The organism is Rhodococcus sp. FG69 (assembly GCF_057808915.1).
Window position 1 is genome coordinate 33483 of the sequence record NZ_JBMDIX010000017.1, and the last position, 16019, is coordinate 49501.

Here is a 16019-nt window from a genome sequence, read left to right on the forward strand (position 1 = left end):
CCGCTTCGGCCCACGCCCGTCCGTCAATCGGCCCGAACCTCACCACCGGCACGCGGTGACAGAGGTCAATCCGACCAATAATCTCTCCTCCCCGCTACCGAAAACAGTGCAATCTGCATCATCCGCAGGGCAACACTTGCGCAACAAGCGGGGTCGCTGGTGCACTGTCATTCATCGCATCACAGTTGCACCCTATCGGCGATTCGCAACCCGAACGCCTGTCCGGACCACAGGACCACACTCGGCCCCCGTCGTCCGCGCGACATCACGTGTCTCCGGCCTCGTCCGACACCGGGACGTTTCTCATCGCCGACTCAGGAGCATCCACCATGACCAGCATCAGCCCCGCCGATCGCCGTTCGTCCACCGGTGATGGCGAAGACTTGCACGCGATCGCCGAGCGGGTGCTGTGGTTGTCCACGTCGATAATTCACCATGCCAACCGGATTCGCCCCAACCCGACCGGGCTGAAGGTCGGCGGCCACCAAGCCTCCTGCGCGTCGATGGTCTCCATCATGACGTCCCTGTGGTTCGAGCAACTGCAGCCGGGAGACCGTGTGTCGGTCAAACCTCATGCCTCCCCCGTGCTCCACGCGATCAACTATCTCCTCGGCGAGCTGGACGAGAAGTACCTGACGACGCTTCGCGCGTACGGCGGTCTCCAGTCGTACCCGTCCCGCGCGAAAGACCCCGACACCGTCGACTACTCGACCGGTTCGGTGGGAATCGGTGCCACTGCACCGATCTGGGGTGCGATGTCGCGACGCTTCGTCGAGGACCGGTTCGGCACGAAAGACTCCACCCCCGGAACCGGCGGCTTCAGCGGACGACAATATTCGCTGGTCGGCGACGCGGAACTCGACGAAGGGGCCGTGTGGGAAGCAGTCATCGACCCGGGTATCGCAGAACTCGGCGAGATCGTGTGGATCGTCGACCTCAACCGCCAGTCACTGGATCGGGTGGTGCCGAACATCGCCGCCCGCCGCCTCGAGAAGATGTTCGACGCCGCAGGGTGGCAGGTCATCACCGTCAAATTCGGCCGTCTGCTCGAAAACCTCTTCACCCGCAACGGCGGTGACGCGCTGCGTCGCCGCATTCTGGACATGCCCAACCCCGAGTATCAGCGTCTGCTGCGCTGCTCGGCGGCCGAGGTGCGAGACCGTCTGCCCGGCAGTGGATCCGATGCGACGGCCATCTCCGAGCTGATTGCCGATCTCGATGACGTCATGCTCACCGAGTCGATCCGCAACCTCGGCGGGCACGATCTGGACGCCCTACGCGAGGCCTATTCTCATATCGACGACACCCGTCCGACGGTCATCATCGCCTACACGGTCAAGGGTTTCGGTCTGCCTACGCAGGGACATCCGCAGAACCACTCCTCACTGTTGTCCGTCGAGGAATATGCCACTCTCGCCGAGTCTCTCGGCACCGACCCGAGTTCCCCGTGGGGCAGGTTCGACGGCGACAGCACACCCGGGCGCTTGTGCGCCGAGGTTGCCGAACGTCTTCGTCGCACATCGGTTCCCTACACCGAGCCGCCTGCAATTCCCACCGATATCGGCCGAACCCCGAAGGGCACCGCGACGACACAGGCCGCCCTCGGCCGCACTCTGATCGACTTGACCCGCGAGGCGCCGGACGCGGCTCGTCGCGTCGTCACGGTCAGTCCCGACGTCAGCTCGACCACCAATCTCGGCGGCTGGGTCAACAAGGTCGGCGTCTGGTCCTCGTCGGATCGGCACGACTGGTTCGGCGACGACTCCGAAACGATCATGCACTGGCGCGAGGGTCCGAGCGGCCAGCACGTGGAACTCGGCATCGCCGAAACCAACCTCGTCGGACTGATGGGCGAACTCGGCGCCACGTGGAGCCGGTGGGGACAGCCGCTGTTCCCGATCGGTGTCATGTACGACCCGTTCGTCGAGCGCGCTCTCGAACCATGGTCGTACGGCATCTACGCCGGTGGTCAGTCGATCCTCGTCGGCACTCCCTCCGGAGTCACGCTCGCTGCGGAAGGCGGTGCGCACCAATCGATCAAGACACCGTCGATCGGACTCGAACAGCCCGGCTGCATCACCTACGAACCCGCATTCGCCATCGACGTCGAATGGACGCTGCTCGCCAGCATCGCACGGCTCGGCCGGCCCGAGGGCACCTCGGCATACCTGCGATTGTCGACGCGTCCCGTTGACCAGGCGAAGGCAGACGTTCCCACCGATCCGGCTGCCCGCGAACGCCGACGGCGTCAGGTTGTTGCGGGCGGATACCCGCTGGTGCGTCGCGCAGGCGCAACGGTGACCATTGCAGCCATGGGCGCCGTCGTCACCGAGGCACTGGATGCGGCCGAGCGACTGGAGCAGGTCGGCGTGATCGCGGACGTTCTGTGCATCACCAGTCCGGGCGAACTCTTCCGAGCAGTGCAGGCGAGGAAGGGTCAGCACGTCGGCGAGTCCTGGATTCTCGATCAACTCCTGCCCGCGGATCGAGCGACGCCGATGGTGACGGTGCTCGACGGCCACCCGCACACTCTTGCGTTCCTCGCGAACGTCAACCGAGTGGCGTCGACGTCGTTGGGTGTGAGCAACTTCGGGCAGGTGGGATCACTCGACGAGGTGTACAAGCACCATCACATCGACACCGACTCCATCGTGGGCGCTGCACTCGACGTCACCGGTCACTGACGGTAGTCGACTCGAACAGGGTTACACCGCAACCCATTTGGGATAACCTACGTCAGTTGGCTTCGAGATACGCTGCGAGCCCGTCCAGCGTTGCCGTGAGCTTCTTCTTGAACGTGCTCTGCAACGCCTTACCTACCACGCCGAACAGCAGCGGACTGGTCACTTCCAGATCGAGAGTGACGGTCGATCCACTTCCTCGGCCATCGCACTGCATCTTCAGGCGAATCTTCGAGCCCGTGGACCCGGATCCGACGAGGACCAGTTCCTGCGACGGGCGAAGTGCTTCCACCCGAAACTCGATCGTATCGGTGATGCTGGCAATCTTGATCTTCTCGATCATCGTCGATCCGACTTCGAGCGCACTGGGTGGCGCCTCCTCCCACCCCGCGTGTAGTGCATGCCACTTCTCGAAGGTGCTCGTGTCGGACATTGTCGCCCACACCTTTTCCTGTGGAGCAGGCACATCTTGCGTCATGGTGATGATCGGCATATCGGTTCCTTCCTGAGGGCTCTACCCGCCAATCACCCCATATGGTTGACCTGAAGTCAAGATTGACAATGAGTCAACCAAGGCATATTTTCGGTGACACAGATCGCACGAAGCGATGATGCTCACGATTCCGATGCCTGACCGCCTTCCCATGGCGTGAGGCCGAAAACGAAGCGAGAAGCCATGACAAGTTCGACCGAAGTCGAGTCCGTCGAAACCAGTGTCGATGTGCTCGACAATCTGCGCGCACTCGTACCGGAACTGAAAGCGAACGCGTTCGAGAACGAGAAGGCACGACGGCTCTCCGAGGACACTCTCGATGCGCTCCGACTCGCGGGGGCTTTTCGGGTGGCGGCACCAAAACGCTTCGGAGGCCTCGAAACCAACTTGAGGACAATGCTCGACGTGTCGGCAATCATCGCAGAAGGAGACGCAGGCGCATCCTGGGTGACCACCCTGTCCAACGTCAACGACTGGGCCGTCGGACTCTACGACGATCAAGCCCAGGCCGAGGTCTACGCCGACGGACCGGACGCCATCATCGCCGGAGTCGTGTCCCCCGGCGGGACGGCACGCCCAGTCCCCGGCGGTTACCTTGTCTCCGGCACATGGCCCTACGCTTCGGCGAGCCTGCATTCCAACTGGTTCACCGGCGGTGTGCTCATCAACGACGACGACGGTGACCTACTCGATCAGGGCATGGCGCTGATCCCCCGTTCGGACTACCGCATCGACGACACCTGGTTCGTCGCCGGCATGCGGGCCTCCGGCAGCAATACCGTCGTCGCCGAGGACGTATTCGTACCCGAACACCGCATGCTGTCCATGATCCCGGCGTTCTCCGGATCCAACGTCGCTGACCGCACCGATTCCGCGTTCGCACGCTCCGCCTTCGGCCCCATGCTCGTCATGGTGCTTGTCGGTCCGCAGCTCGGAATGGGCCGCGCCGCACTCGAGCTCGTCCGAACGAAGGCAGCCGGGAAAGCGCTTGCCTATACCGTGTTCGAGCGCCAAGCCGACTCGGTGGCATTTCAGATGATGCTCGCCGAAGCCGCACTCAAGGTCGACACAGCCCACCTGCATGCCTACCGCGCAGCCGAGGACGTCCAACGTGCGGCAGAAGCCGGTGAGTATCCGGACCTGCTCTCGCGCGCCAGAATCCGTGGTGACGCAGCCGTTGCGCTACGCAGCATCACCGAAGCACTCAACATACTCATCGACGCCACCGGCGCCGGTGCTTTCGCCGATGCCAACGCCCTCCAGCGCATCTGGCGAGACTCCAACGTCGCTGCCCGCCACGCCGTCATGCTTCCGCGCGTATCGATCGAGACCTACGGCAAAGCCCTCCTCGGCGTCGAACTGCACGACCACATCACGCCGATCATCTGATGAGCACCTAGAATTCAATCCACCGGCGGCGACCGCCGGGTGGGTAGTAGGCCTTGAAGATTGGACTCGCGGTGCCAGATAGTTCCGCCAAACCGGCGGCCCGTGCATCTCGGGCAGCCGCTCGGGCAGCCGAGACCCGTCAACGCCTGATCGACGCGGCGGTGGACCTGTTCGCCGAGGCCGATTACGACAAGGTCGGCGTCGCAGACATCGTGGAAGCGGCAGACGTTGCCCACGGCTTGTTGTTCCACTACTTCGGCAACAAGAGAGGCATCTATCTCGAAGCGATGCGGGCCACCGCGGCCGGCATGTCCGAGGTGTTCTCGGGCCTTCCCGATTCGACACCGGATGTGCAGATACGAGCTGCATTGACCGCTCACTTGACCTACCTCAGCCTCCATCGAGGGCTGGCGCTGCGTATGGTGCTGGGAGGCCGAGGAGCGGATCCTGAAGCCTGGGAAGCGTTCGACAATGCCCGCACGTCGGTCTTGTCCGGAACAGCGGCGCTGCTGGGTCTCGACGCGGACAACGCCGCAGTCAAGATGGTCGGACGCAGCACAGTGGCAGCAATCGACGAAGCAACCGCGCGCTGGCTCGACAACGAGGCCAGCTTCACGATCGACCAAATGGTCGAATGGCTCACTCATCTGATCGTTGCGTGCCTGCGTTCCGGCCCGGCCCTGGACCCGACACTCTCGGTGGACAACGCCGTCGCCACTCTGTTGGGAACCGACCGCTCGACGTAAACTGACGCTCCTCGGGGGCTTTTACGTTCGGCGGTGCGAGAATGACGCCCATGTCCGACTCCGAGCTCGACGAAGTCGCATCCGAGTTGTATGCCATCGACCCGGCCGAGTTCGTTGCCGCCCGCAAAGCCGCCGCTGCGGCCGCCAAGAAGTCCGGCAATCGTGCACTCGCGAGTGCAATCGGCAGCCTGCGCAAGCCCACAACCGTCGCGTGGACGGTCAACCTCCTCGTCCGAGAAGAGCCCGAGAACATCGCCGAGCTGTTCGATATCGGCGACAGCCTGCGTGAAGCTCAACGCAAATCCAACACCGGCGACCTCCGTGAACTGTCGACGGCGCGACAGAAGGCAATCAAATCGTTGACCTCGCGAGCGGCCGAACTTGCACGTGGTCAGGGAAAAACATTCGACGAGAACGCATCCCGCGAAGTCGGTCAGACTTTAGGAGCTGCCCTCGCCGATCCCGACATCGCAGTGCGGGTCCGATCCGGACGGGTACTGACAGCCGAGTCGTACAGCGGGTTCGGGCCCGCCTCTCTCTCCCTCGTACCGGACACCGGCGAATCATCGCCCAAGTCGAATCCACCCGAGAAACTCGAGAACGACGCTGACCTGCAGCATGACCGTGAACACCGTCGAGAAACCGAGAGGGCACTCACGGATGCCAGGGAGGCCCTTGTAGAAGCCAAGGAAGACGAGGCGTCGGCTCGCGGTGCCGTGGAGGCTGCCGAGTCGGACCTCGATGACGCGCAGGGCCACCTCACCGAGGTCAAAGGACTGCTCGCACGGCTGCGGGCCGAACTGCATGCGGCCGAGGGTGAGGAAGCGAAGGCGCGCGACGCCGAGAAGTCGGCGGGACGCGAGGCACGCCGACTACGACGGGTGCTTACCGACGCCGAGGATCGAACTGCCGAACTCCAGGGCGTCGTCGATGACCTGGAACGTTAGGGCGAACCCTCGCGAACGCGCATGTACCTGTCCAACTCAGCGGCACCGGCGAGCAATGAACGACCACGGGCGGACAGTCGGTCCTGCCACTCGACCAGGAGTGCTTCGAGTGGCTCGAGCCCACCGGCGGTGCGTATTTCGGCAAGGAAGGGCGCAATCCGGTCGAGGGGATAGCCGCCTCGCCTGAGCTGACGGGTCAGCCGGGCGTCCCGCACATCGACTTCCGAGTAGACGCGATATCCGGTCCGCGGATCACGGTCTGGTCGAACCAACCCAGCGCTCTCCCACTTACGTAGCGTCGCGGCCTTGATACCCAGCGCGTGGGCAAGCGGTCCGATGAACATCGTGCCGAAGGTCGCCGTCGATGCCTCGACAGCCGAAGTTCCCAGTCCTGCAAGGGCGTTCTCCACAGCGTGGAGAGTTCGCCGATCGTCGACGAGCTGACTGTGGCTCTCATCGATCAGCTGCAACGCTTCGTCGGTCGCATCGACGTTGACTGCGCGCATGATCGACGTCGACCTCTGGTGACCATGGCCGGGAATCAACGAGAGAAATGCGCGAACGGAATGCGCGTGCACCGCTGTATATGTCCGGTATCCACTGGAGGTCCGCTCAGCCGGCGGGAGGATCCCGGCCGCTTCGTAGTTTCGGATCGCCTGCGTGGACAACCCATGCTCACGAGCGAGGTCTATCGGCCGCAGACGCCTTCGCTGTTGAGGGTTTTCCACGATCAGCAGCCTAATTCATTCCAAAGCCTCAACCAAGAGTTCAACGATACGGTTGAAGCATGCCTCCTTCGCTCGACGATGCCATCCACCCCATCGATGCAGCTGCGATCATGGCACTGCTTCCCACACAGCCTCGGCTGCTCGCGATCGGTGAACCCACCCACGGCGTCGACACTGTTCTCGACGTCCGCAACGAGGTCTTCAGCCATCTCGTCGAGCACGAGGGATACCGAACCATCACGCTGGAAAGCAGTTGCCTGATGGGGTTGGCAGTGGACGACTACATTACCTCCGCCGCAGGCACTTTCGACGACGTCATGGAACAGGGATTCAGTCATGGATGGGGAGATTGCCCGGGAAACCGCGATCTGGTGCGGTGGATGCGCGAATACAACGACGGCCGACCCGCATCCGAGATGCTGCACTTCGCCGGTTTCGACGGACCGATGGAGATGGAGTCCGCCCCAAGTCCACGGGATGCACTGGCCAGCCTGCATGCGTATCTCGCCGAATGGATCGATCCGGGCCTCATGCCTGTCGGTGCCGAAGTGTTGTCTCGGCTGCTGGGAGAGAACGAAGGGTGGCAAAACCCGAACGCGATGATGGACCCGTCGCAGTCCATCGGCCAGAGCGCCGAGGCCCTGAAGCTGCGGATCCACGCCGACGACCTCGTCTCACTTCTCGGTATGCACGTGCCTCACCTCCTCGCGGTGACCTCGCGTGACGCTGTGGACCGTGCACGCCTGTACGGGCGCACTGCCGTCGGACTGCTGCGATACCACCACGCGATGGCCGACGCGTCCGCTGCCCGCATGGGACAGATGTGCGGACTGCGGGATTCGATGATGGCGGAGAATCTACTGGCTCTCGCCGGACGCGCCCCGACCCTCGCGCATGCCCACAACAGTCACCTGCAGCGGCAACTGAGCTCGATGCAGCTATGGGATGGACCGATCGAATGGTGGAGTGCCGGCGCCCTTGTCGGAAGCGCGCTGGAGGAGGAGTACGCATTCGTTCCGACCGTGCTGGGGACGATCCGCGGTCACGGAGTGGGCGTCCCGCCTTCGGGCACCGTCGAACGGCTCCTGTACTCGGTGGGCAGAGACAGGTTCGTCGTCGACGCTCGGGCGTTGACCGCCGACTTCGAGCCCCGTGTGTCTCCGTGGTTCGGCTATGCGCCGATGGATCCCGGCCATGTGAGGGAGCACGACGCAGTGCTGTTCGTCCGGGACACGCTGTAGCGGCTGGTTCCTGGAACGCCGGGGACTGCTAAGCACTCGGCTCGATGATCGCGGTGATGGCGGTGATATCACCGGCCGGAATCTCGAAGTGTTCGGTGATCTTCACGCGCACTCCCCCGTCGAATTCGAGCGTGAATCGCGCGACAACATTGGTGTCCCACTCGGTGAACGTAAGATCGTGCACCCCGACGATCGACTTGTATTGTTGCCCCTCCTCGATCTCGCGACGCACGAATGCTCCGGAATCGCCTGTGGCTTTTCCATTCTCGATACGCGTGCAGCGATCACTCAATCGGAGTTTGGTTGCGTCGTGACTGACGAGCGACTTGATGTACTCCCGTGCCATCGCGACCCGGCCTGTATCCGCCTCCCGTGTCGCATGTGTCGCGATGCCGCGGAGCAGTGGTTCGGCCAGCTCGGGGCGGCAGATCAGCAGGTCGGGGAGATAGGGATGAGCCCGGTTGTACAGCAACGGCGATCCGTCGATTCGCGAGCAGTGCAGACCTGCCGCTACCGCAACACCGACGGGCGCCGCGGAGTCCCATTCCCACTGTCCACCCGAGTGCACATAGGCGTCGACCTCGCCGCGCACGACGGCCATCGCCTTCGCGCCCGCGGAACCCATCGTCACGACGTCTCCGTCGACGTCCGCGGCCAGCGCCTCCATGTAGTACGGAGGGCGGCTATCGCTGACCACCAGCCTGGGCCTACCTGATTGCGGCGCAGTACCTTTCACATCCGCCGTCGAGTAGACCGCATCGATTGCGGGCTGCGCGACCGCCGATGCCGTCATTCCGACGCCCGCTTCCCAGAGCCCGACGTGCACAGCCCAATCGTCGCGGCCAGCCATTCCGTACTCACGGGATCCGTCGAGCGGGTCGATGATCCAGACTCGCTGCGCGTCGAGGCGAGTCAGGTCGTCGGCAGACTCCTCCGACAGGACGGCATCCTCGGGCCGCTCCGATGTCAGCCTGTCGAGTATCAAGGTGTTGGCGGCGGCGTCGCCGAGCCGACCCAGTTCTCGGCCCGTCTCGTGGGCGCTCGCCCGAACCTCGAGTAGCAACTGCCCGGCCGCGCGGGCTACGTCTGCTGCGAAGTGCGCGTCGTCCATGGGTGGGGGTGGTGTCGTCACCAGCCCAACAATTCCATGATCTTCCTCGCCTGCGCAGCAAGGTCACCATCAGCGGGTTGTAGCACCAGTTCGGCATGCTCCGGAATTTCGTACGGATCGTCGACGCCGGTGAAGCCGGTGATCTCGCCCGCTCGGGCGCGGGCATACATCCCCTTGGGATCTCGCTTCTCGCATTCCTCGATGGGAGTGTCGACGAAGACCTCGTAGAACGGTAGACCTGCGGCCTCGTGCGACCTGCGGATGGCGTCCCGGTCACTTCGATACGGGCTGATCAGACACGCCAGCGTGATCAGACCTGCATCGGCCATCAACTCCGCGACCGCTCCGACCCTGCGCACGTTCTCGGCGCGATCGGCCTTCGAGAAGCCGAGGTCGGAATTGAGCCCGTGGCGTAGGTTGTCGCCGTCCAGACGGTAGGCCGGCCGGCCCGACGCCACCAGCAGACGTTCCAACTCGGCGGCGATCGTGGATTTGCCCGAGGCGGACAGCCCGGTGATCCAGATCGTCGCCCCCTTCGTCGCGCGCTGCGCACGATCGATGCGAGAGGTACTCCAGACGACGTTGGTCGATGCCGGTGTGGGGCCGGTGATCATGCCCGCCGCCACAGTGGCACCCGAGCGTTCGTCGACGAGGAGGAAGCTGCCGGTGACCCGGTTGCGCCGGTACGGATCGAACAGCAGCGGACTGTGCGTCCGGATCTGGATTCGACCGATCTCGTTGAGTGCCAACGTGTCTGTCGGCGTGACGCGGTGCAGCGTATTGACGTCGAGCCGATAGTCCAGTTCGAGAACCGTGGCGGGTGTTGTCGCGGTCGTGTGCATCACGAGGTAGCGGTCTCCGACGTGCAGCGTCGTCCCGTCGGTCAACCAGCAGACCATCGCATCGATCTCGCACCCGACGAGCGGGCGGTTGTTCGGACGAGCGAGCATGTGTCCTCGCCCGACGTCGATGTCGTCCTCGAGCTCTACACAGACCGCCGAGGGTGCGAACGCCTCCGTCAGCTCGGCGCCACCTGGACCCCGGACCGACTTGATACGCGTCGAGAATCCGGACGGCAACACCACCACCTCGTCGCCTGTCTTGAACACCCCGCTCGCCACGGTTCCGGCGTATCCACGAAAGTCCTGGTAACGAGCTTGTTTGGGCCGAATGACGTACTGGATCGGAAGTCTGGCATCGATCAGATTGCGGTCCGAGGAAATGTGCACGTCCTCGAGGTGATGCAGCAACGAACTTCCCTCGTACCAGGGCATCCGTTGAGTTCGATGGACCACGTTGTCGCCGTCGAGGGCCGACATGGGTACGAACGTCAGGTCTCGTACGTCGAGCTTCGCCGCGAAGTCTCGAAACTCGTCCTTCACCTCCTCGAACCTGGCTTGGGACCAGTCCACGAGATCCATCTTGTTGATGCACAGAACGAGGTGCGGGATCCCCAGGAGTGACGCCAGGAACGCATGCCGCCTGGTTTGTTCGAGCACACCCGCTCGGGCATCGACGAGGATCAGAGCAACGTCGGCGGTCGAGGCACCTGTCACCATGTTGCGCGTGTACTGCTCGTGCCCAGGGGTATCGGCGATGATGAACTTGCGCTCCGCGGTCGCGAAGTAGCGGTGCGCGACGTCGATAGTGATGCCCTGCTCGCGTTCGGCTCGCAGTCCATCGGTCAGTAGCGCAAGATCGGCCGTGTCACCGCCGCGTTCGCGACTCGTCCGTTCCACAGCGTCCAACTGGTCCTCGAAGATCGACTTCGAGTCGTACAACAATCTCCCGATCAGCGTCGACTTGCCGTCGTCGACACTGCCTGCCGTGGCCACCCTGAGAAGCTGCGACATCAGAAGTAGCCCTCCTTCTTTCGGTCTTCCATTCCGGTGTCCGAGATGCGGTCATCCGCTCGGGTCGCCCCCCGTTCGGTTGTGCGGGTCGTCGCTATCTCGGCGACGACGGCATCCGCATCCGCCGCTGAGGACTCGACGCAGCCGGTGCAGGTGGCGTCGCCGACCGTCCTGAATCGAACCAACGACTCGAACGGCTCCTCCCCGTTTGCCGGAGTCACGAATCGTGTTGCCGCCAAGAGCATTCCGTCCCGCGAGATCACCGTCCGCCGATGGGCGTAGTAGATGCTCGGCAACGCGATGTCCTCGGCGGCGATGTACTGCCAGATGTCGAGTTCGGTCCAGTTCGACAGCGGAAACACCCGAAAGTGCTCGCCCTGCCGGTGTCGACCGTTGTACAACTGCCACAGTTCCGGGCGCTGCTTGCGTGGATCCCACTGCCCGTGCTCGTCGCGGAAGCTGAAGATCCGCTCTTTCGCGCGCGCTTTCTCTTCGTCACGACGCGCCCCGCCGAACACTGCGTCGAAACGCCGCTCGTTGATAGCGCGCAGCAGGGTCGCGGTCTGCAGCCGGTTCCGCGTTGCGCGCGGACCGGTTTCCTCGACAGTGCGACCGGCATCGATGTCGTCCTGCACCGACGCCACTATGAGATCGATACCCGACGCCTGAGCAGTTGCGTCACGGAACGCCATGACCTCGTCGAAGTTGTGCCCTGTGTCGATGTGCATGACGGAGAACGGAATCCGCGCCGGCCAGAACGCCTTGGCCGCTACGTGCAGCATCACGACCGAATCCTTGCCACCGGAGAACAGCAGCACCGGCCGTTCCGCCGTCGCCGCGACCTCGCGGAAGATATGGACAGCTTCGGCCTCCAACGCACCGAGATGCGTCAATTGGTACATGGTCGACATGGCGTCCCCTCCGATCGGTCGGTACCTAGCTGGACCGACTCGGCTCACGCTCGATGGCGAAATAATAGAACCTGTTCTATCAGTAGGTCAACGTTCCCGCCTTAGCTCCTTGCATCAAGCATTGACCGCCACAGGCACACGTTCTATTGTCATTTCTGCAACCTGTTCTACACACCGGCAGCGAGGAGCTCAGCGTGCTCACCGATTCATTCGTCGAGGCAATCGCTTCCGCCGAGAAGATCATCGAGGATGCACCGCACGTTCGGAGCGAACTCGACCTCGTCGAGGGGTACGACTACCTGGCCGGGAGCATTCGCGCCTCATTGCAGATGGCCTGGGCGTACGATCCACTGTTTCCGATCTTCGCTTCCTCCACCGGCCCGTACACGAAGATGGGTCTCGACAACCCGGACACCCTGTACTTCCACGCGAACATCAGCGACGAACACGAGTACGTGGTGTCAGGAAAGCGCGGGACGACAACAGATCTGAGCTTCCAGATCCTGAAGGGTGACTACTCCCCCGTCGATGTTCCCGACAGCCTCACCGCCTTCGACGATCGCTCCATTCACATCGAGCCCGACGGATCGTTCGAGGTGCACTTCGGTCGCCCATCCGAACAGAGAAACCACTTCACGCTGGGCGAGGGATCGTCGATGCTCGTCGTACGCGAGGTCTACAGCGACTGGTCCGCATCGCGGGGAACGCTGACGATCAGCCGCGTCGGAAGCACCGAGGAGGTACCGACGGTTCGCACGAAAGAAGCCGTCGCAAAGCGGTATTCGACGGCAGGCAAGATGCTGCTCGGCCGGCTCAGAACGTTTCTTCAGTTCCCTCAGTGGTTCTATCTGAACCTCGAGGTCAACACGATGACCGAACCGCGTCTCACACCCGGTGGATTGAGCACCCAGTATTCCTCCGCCGGGCACTACGACCTGCGCGATGACCAAGCCATGATCATCACCGTCCCGAAGTCCGATGCGCCGTACCAGGGATTCCAACTGGGCAGCATGTGGTACATCTCGCTCGACTACATCCATCATCAGACGTCGCTGACAGCCGATCAAGCGCAGATCGATCCGGACGGCTTCATTCGGCTCGTCATCAGTGCGCGAAACCCACAGGTGGCCAACTGGATCGAGACAACAGGCCATCCTCGCGGATACGCTCAGTTTCGGTGGCAACGGGTGTCACGAGAGATGACGCCGGCGGACGGACCGAGCGTAGAGGTCGTCGACATCGACCAGGTCGCGTCGACACTGCCCTACTACGACACCAACAAGATCAGCCCGCAGGACTTCGCAGCGCGAATAGAAGCACGTCGTACCGCCGTCGAGACACGGATGCTCGGATGATGCTCGAGGGCAAGGTCGTCGTGGTGTCCGGAGTCGGACCGTCACTCGGCAGGTCCATCGCATTGCGTAGCGCTGCCGCCGGAGCCGATGTGGTGCTCGCGGCCAGGTCGACGGACTACCTGGAAGTGGTCGCGAAAGATATTGCAGCGCTTGGCCGCCAGGCCTTGGTGGTGACGGCCGACATCACCGACGCGGAGTCGGCTGCGGGACTCGTCGAGTCGTCGGTCGATGCCTTCGGGCATGTCGACGTTCTCGTCAACAATGCGTTCTCGATCCCGTCGATGAAAGACCTGGCGCATACCGACGAATCCGTCATCCGTCGCGGTCTCGAGTTGTCACTGTTCGGCACGTTGCGGCTCTCACAGCTCTTCACACCCGCTCTGGCAGACTCGGCAGGATCGATCGTGATGATCAACTCGGCGGTCATTCGGCATTCGCAACCGAAGTACGGCAGCTACAAGATCGCGAAGGCCTCGTTGCTCGCGATGTCCCAGACGCTGGCCAGCGAACTCGGCCCACAGGGCGTGCGGGTCAATACGGTTGCGCCGGGCTACATCTGGGGAGCGACGCTGCAGGGCTACTTCGCCCACATGGCGGAGAAGTACGGCACCACCAGTGAACAGATCTACCAGCAGACCGCAGCCGCCACCGACCTACGGCGTCTACCGGAACCCGACGAGATCGCCGACGCAGTGGTGTTTCTCGCCTCTCCGCTCGCTCGCGCGATTACCGGTCAATGTCTCGACGTCAACTGCGGCGAATACCACCACTAGGAGCATCGATGACGAGCACCGAACGCACCGATGTCGGCACTGCAGCCGACCTGCACGCGTCGGCGACGAAGGTCACCGGGCTGGACGACTTCGGGGCCGACGACTACGTCGAAGCATTGGAGGTGCTTCTCGACTCCTACCGGCGCGAGGCAGAACTGACTCCGCTCGGATCTCGGATGAACAGGTTCTTTCTCAAAGGCGCACTGGTCGCGAGGTTGCTCAGCGAACAGGCATGGAAGAACAATCCGGGTCACGAACAGGTCGCGATCGATCGGCCGATCTTCGTCACCGGTCTACCCCGGACTGGCACCACCGCGCTGCACCGTTTGTTGACCGTCGACCCGGCGCACCAGGGGCTCGAGATGTGGCTGACGGAAATGCCGCACCCTCGTCCACCACGCGATACCTGGGAGTCCAATCCCATATTCGCTCAGATCGAGAAGGGGTTCGCCCAACACCATGTCGAGCACCCCGAATTCATGGGTGTGCATTACATGTCGGCCTCCGAGGTCGAGGAATGCTGGCAATTGCTTCGCCAGTCGGTGCAGTCCATCGCCTACGAGTGCCTCGCGTACGTACCCACTTACTCGGCCTGGTTGGCTGAGCAGAGCTGGACCGCGGCCTACCGGCGTCATCGTAAGAACCTCCAGCTCATCGGGATGCACGACGTCGATCGACGATGGGTACTGAAGAACCCCAGCCATTTGTTCGCGCTGGAGGAGTTGCTGGAGGTCTATCCTGACGCGCTGATCATTCAGACGCATCGGGAGCCACGCACGATCATGCCGTCGATGTGCAGCCTCGCCGAACAGGCGACAGCCGGGTGGAGCCACAAATTCGAGGGCGAGGTCATCGGTCGTACCCAACTCGACCTGTGGGAACGCGGACTACACAGCTTTTCGGCAGCGCGCACTCGCGCCCCTGCGGCGCAATTCTTCGACGTCGATTACCACGACTTCGTCGCCGACCCGCTCGGCACCGTCGAGCAGGTGTATCAGTATTTCGGCCTCATGCTCACGGATGGCGCCCGTACCGCCATGGAAGCCATGCACGCCGAAAGCCGCAGCGGATCACGTCGCCCGTCGCACAAGTACACCCTCGGCGACTTCGGACTCGACGGCGACGAGGTGGATCGAAGGTTCGCGGCCGCACAGCGCTAGGTGGCGGCATGGCGCTAGGGTGGCGGCATGGCTCCGACACGTTGGCAGAGCGAGAACACCGAGGCTCAGTCGCAGAGCTACGTCGAGCGATTCGCGCAACTGGAGTCCCGCGGCGTCGACCTGCACGGCGAAGCTCGAATGCTCGATGCGCTGTTGACTCCGGGTAGCGCAGTGCTCGACGCAGGTTGCGGCACAGCACGACTCGGCGCCGAGCTCGCCCGACGCGGTCATCAGGTGACCGCAGTGGACCTCGATCCGGTCTTCGTCGAGGCGGCTCGGCAGCACACGAGCATCAGCGTCCATCGAGCGGATCTGACCGAGTTCGATCTCGGGACGTCGTTCGACGCGATCGTTGCAGCGGGCAACGTGATGGTGTTCATGGAACCGGGGACCGAACGCTCTGCACTCACGCGAATCGTCGCGCACCTTCGGCCTGGCGGACTGTTCGTCGCGGGATTCGCGACCGACAGGGACTACACAGTCGATCGGTTCGATGACGATCTCGCTGCAGTCGGACTCGGCGTCGAGCACCGCTTCGCCACGTGGGACCTGCGGCCGTGGCACGACGGCGCAGACTGGGCTGTCACCGTCGCGAGGGCGCCTCAGCTGTTGGCGTGAAGCTCGGGCAGAC

General features: G+C 63.3%; 14 protein-coding genes. 9 read left to right on the forward strand and 5 right to left on the reverse strand.

Translation table 11 applies throughout. The annotated features are described in order from the left end of the window. The first annotated feature begins 329 nt into the window (after positions 1-329). A complete protein-coding gene (locus ACODSO_RS14875) occupies positions 330-2684 on the forward strand; it encodes a transketolase-like TK C-terminal-containing protein (protein WP_489037514.1) in 2355 nt (784 codons plus the stop codon). A gap of 52 nt (positions 2685-2736) precedes the next feature. On the opposite strand, the gene ACODSO_RS14880 is transcribed toward ACODSO_RS14875, so the two are convergent. Continuing rightward, positions 2737-3174 (reverse strand): type II toxin-antitoxin system Rv0910 family toxin, encoded by a 438-nt coding sequence (locus tag ACODSO_RS14880; protein ID WP_489037515.1) that lies wholly within the window; start codon positions 3172-3174, stop codon positions 2737-2739. 183 nt (positions 3175-3357) lie between these two features. Here ACODSO_RS14880 and ACODSO_RS14885 point away from each other — a divergent pair, with 183 nt between their 5' ends. The 3 genes from ACODSO_RS14885 to ACODSO_RS14895 all read left to right on the forward strand — a co-directional run bounded on the left by ACODSO_RS14885 (position 3358) and on the right by ACODSO_RS14895 (position 6256). Continuing rightward, a complete protein-coding gene (locus tag ACODSO_RS14885) occupies positions 3358-4563 on the forward strand; it encodes an acyl-CoA dehydrogenase family protein (RefSeq protein WP_489037516.1) in 1206 nt (401 codons plus the stop codon). A 71-nt stretch (positions 4564-4634) separates the two neighbouring features. Then, the gene (locus ACODSO_RS14890) at positions 4635-5309 is read left to right on the forward strand and encodes a TetR/AcrR family transcriptional regulator (protein ID WP_489037517.1); all 675 of its coding nucleotides are present in this window, start codon (positions 4635-4637) and stop codon (positions 5307-5309) included. A 50-nt stretch (positions 5310-5359) separates the two neighbouring features. Further along, a complete protein-coding gene (locus tag ACODSO_RS14895; RefSeq protein ID WP_489037518.1) occupies positions 5360-6256 on the forward strand; it encodes a hypothetical protein in 897 nt (298 codons plus the stop codon). Here ACODSO_RS14895 and ACODSO_RS14900 read toward each other — a convergent pair. Continuing rightward, positions 6253-6984, reverse strand: coding sequence for a TioE family transcriptional regulator (locus ACODSO_RS14900; RefSeq protein ID WP_489037519.1), 732 nt, complete (start codon positions 6982-6984; stop codon positions 6253-6255). The two genes, ACODSO_RS14895 and ACODSO_RS14900, sit on opposite strands and share 4 nt — an antisense overlap. 59 nt (positions 6985-7043) lie before the next feature. On the opposite strand from ACODSO_RS14900, the gene ACODSO_RS14905 reads away from it, so the two are divergent. Continuing rightward, positions 7044-8225, forward strand: coding sequence for an erythromycin esterase family protein (locus tag ACODSO_RS14905; protein ID WP_489037521.1), 1182 nt, complete (start codon positions 7044-7046; stop codon positions 8223-8225). A gap of 28 nt (positions 8226-8253) precedes the next feature. Here ACODSO_RS14905 and ACODSO_RS14910 read toward each other — a convergent pair whose 3' ends face one another. The 3 genes from ACODSO_RS14910 to cysD are packed head-to-tail and all read right to left on the reverse strand — an operon-like array spanning position 8254 to position 12100. After that, positions 8254-9336, reverse strand: a complete 1083-nt coding sequence (locus ACODSO_RS14910) for a 3'(2'),5'-bisphosphate nucleotidase CysQ (protein ID WP_489037595.1) — start codon at positions 9334-9336, stop codon at positions 8254-8256. Positions 9337-9353: 17 nt separating this feature from the next. Beyond that, complete coding sequence (gene cysC, locus ACODSO_RS14915; protein WP_489037522.1) at positions 9354-11189, reverse strand: adenylyl-sulfate kinase; 1836 nt, start codon at positions 11187-11189, stop codon at positions 9354-9356. Then, positions 11189-12100, reverse strand: a complete 912-nt coding sequence (gene cysD / locus ACODSO_RS14920; protein ID WP_489037523.1) for a sulfate adenylyltransferase subunit CysD — start codon at positions 12098-12100, stop codon at positions 11189-11191. The genes cysC and cysD overlap by 1 nt, the downstream gene beginning before the upstream one ends. A gap of 194 nt (positions 12101-12294) precedes the next feature. Between cysD and ACODSO_RS14925 the strand changes: the two genes are divergently transcribed. From ACODSO_RS14925 to ACODSO_RS14940, 4 genes are read left to right on the forward strand one after another with little or no spacing between them, the layout of a single operon-like run. Continuing rightward, positions 12295-13455, forward strand: coding sequence for a hypothetical protein (locus ACODSO_RS14925; RefSeq protein WP_489037524.1), 1161 nt, complete (start codon positions 12295-12297; stop codon positions 13453-13455). Continuing rightward, positions 13452-14228 carry an SDR family oxidoreductase gene (locus ACODSO_RS14930; protein WP_489037525.1) on the forward strand — a complete coding sequence of 259 codons (777 nt, stop codon included), beginning with the start codon at positions 13452-13454 and terminating at the stop codon, positions 14226-14228. Before ACODSO_RS14925 ends, ACODSO_RS14930 begins: the two co-directional genes overlap by 4 nt. Before the next feature lie 8 nt (positions 14229-14236). Further along, positions 14237-15388, forward strand: a complete 1152-nt coding sequence (locus ACODSO_RS14935) for a sulfotransferase family protein (protein ID WP_489037526.1) — start codon at positions 14237-14239, stop codon at positions 15386-15388. 27 nt (positions 15389-15415) lie between these two features. After that, positions 15416-16006, forward strand: a complete 591-nt coding sequence (locus ACODSO_RS14940; protein WP_489037527.1) for a class I SAM-dependent methyltransferase — start codon at positions 15416-15418, stop codon at positions 16004-16006. Positions 16007-16019 lie beyond the last annotated feature (13 nt).

Coding starts and splice junctions, on each gene's coding strand:
- ACODSO_RS14875 (WP_489037514.1), top strand. CDS start 330: ATGACCAGCATCAGCCCCGCCGATCGCCGTTCGTCCACCGGTGATGGC.
- ACODSO_RS14880 (WP_489037515.1), bottom strand. CDS start 3,174: ATGCCGATCATCACCATGACGCAAGATGTGCCTGCTCCACAGGAAAAG.
- ACODSO_RS14885 (WP_489037516.1), top strand. CDS start 3,358: ATGACAAGTTCGACCGAAGTCGAGTCCGTCGAAACCAGTGTCGATGTG.
- ACODSO_RS14895 (WP_489037518.1), top strand. CDS start 5,360: ATGTCCGACTCCGAGCTCGACGAAGTCGCATCCGAGTTGTATGCCATC.
- ACODSO_RS14905 (WP_489037521.1), top strand. CDS start 7,044: ATGCCTCCTTCGCTCGACGATGCCATCCACCCCATCGATGCAGCTGCG.
- ACODSO_RS14910 (WP_489037595.1), bottom strand. CDS start 9,336: ATGGACGACGCGCACTTCGCAGCAGACGTAGCCCGCGCGGCCGGGCAG.
- cysC (WP_489037522.1), bottom strand. CDS start 11,189: ATGTCGCAGCTTCTCAGGGTGGCCACGGCAGGCAGTGTCGACGACGGC.
- cysD (WP_489037523.1), bottom strand. CDS start 12,100: ATGTCGACCATGTACCAATTGACGCATCTCGGTGCGTTGGAGGCCGAA.
- ACODSO_RS14930 (WP_489037525.1), top strand. CDS start 13,452: ATGATGCTCGAGGGCAAGGTCGTCGTGGTGTCCGGAGTCGGACCGTCA.
- ACODSO_RS14935 (WP_489037526.1), top strand. CDS start 14,237: ATGACGAGCACCGAACGCACCGATGTCGGCACTGCAGCCGACCTGCAC.
- ACODSO_RS14940 (WP_489037527.1), top strand. CDS start 15,416: ATGGCTCCGACACGTTGGCAGAGCGAGAACACCGAGGCTCAGTCGCAG.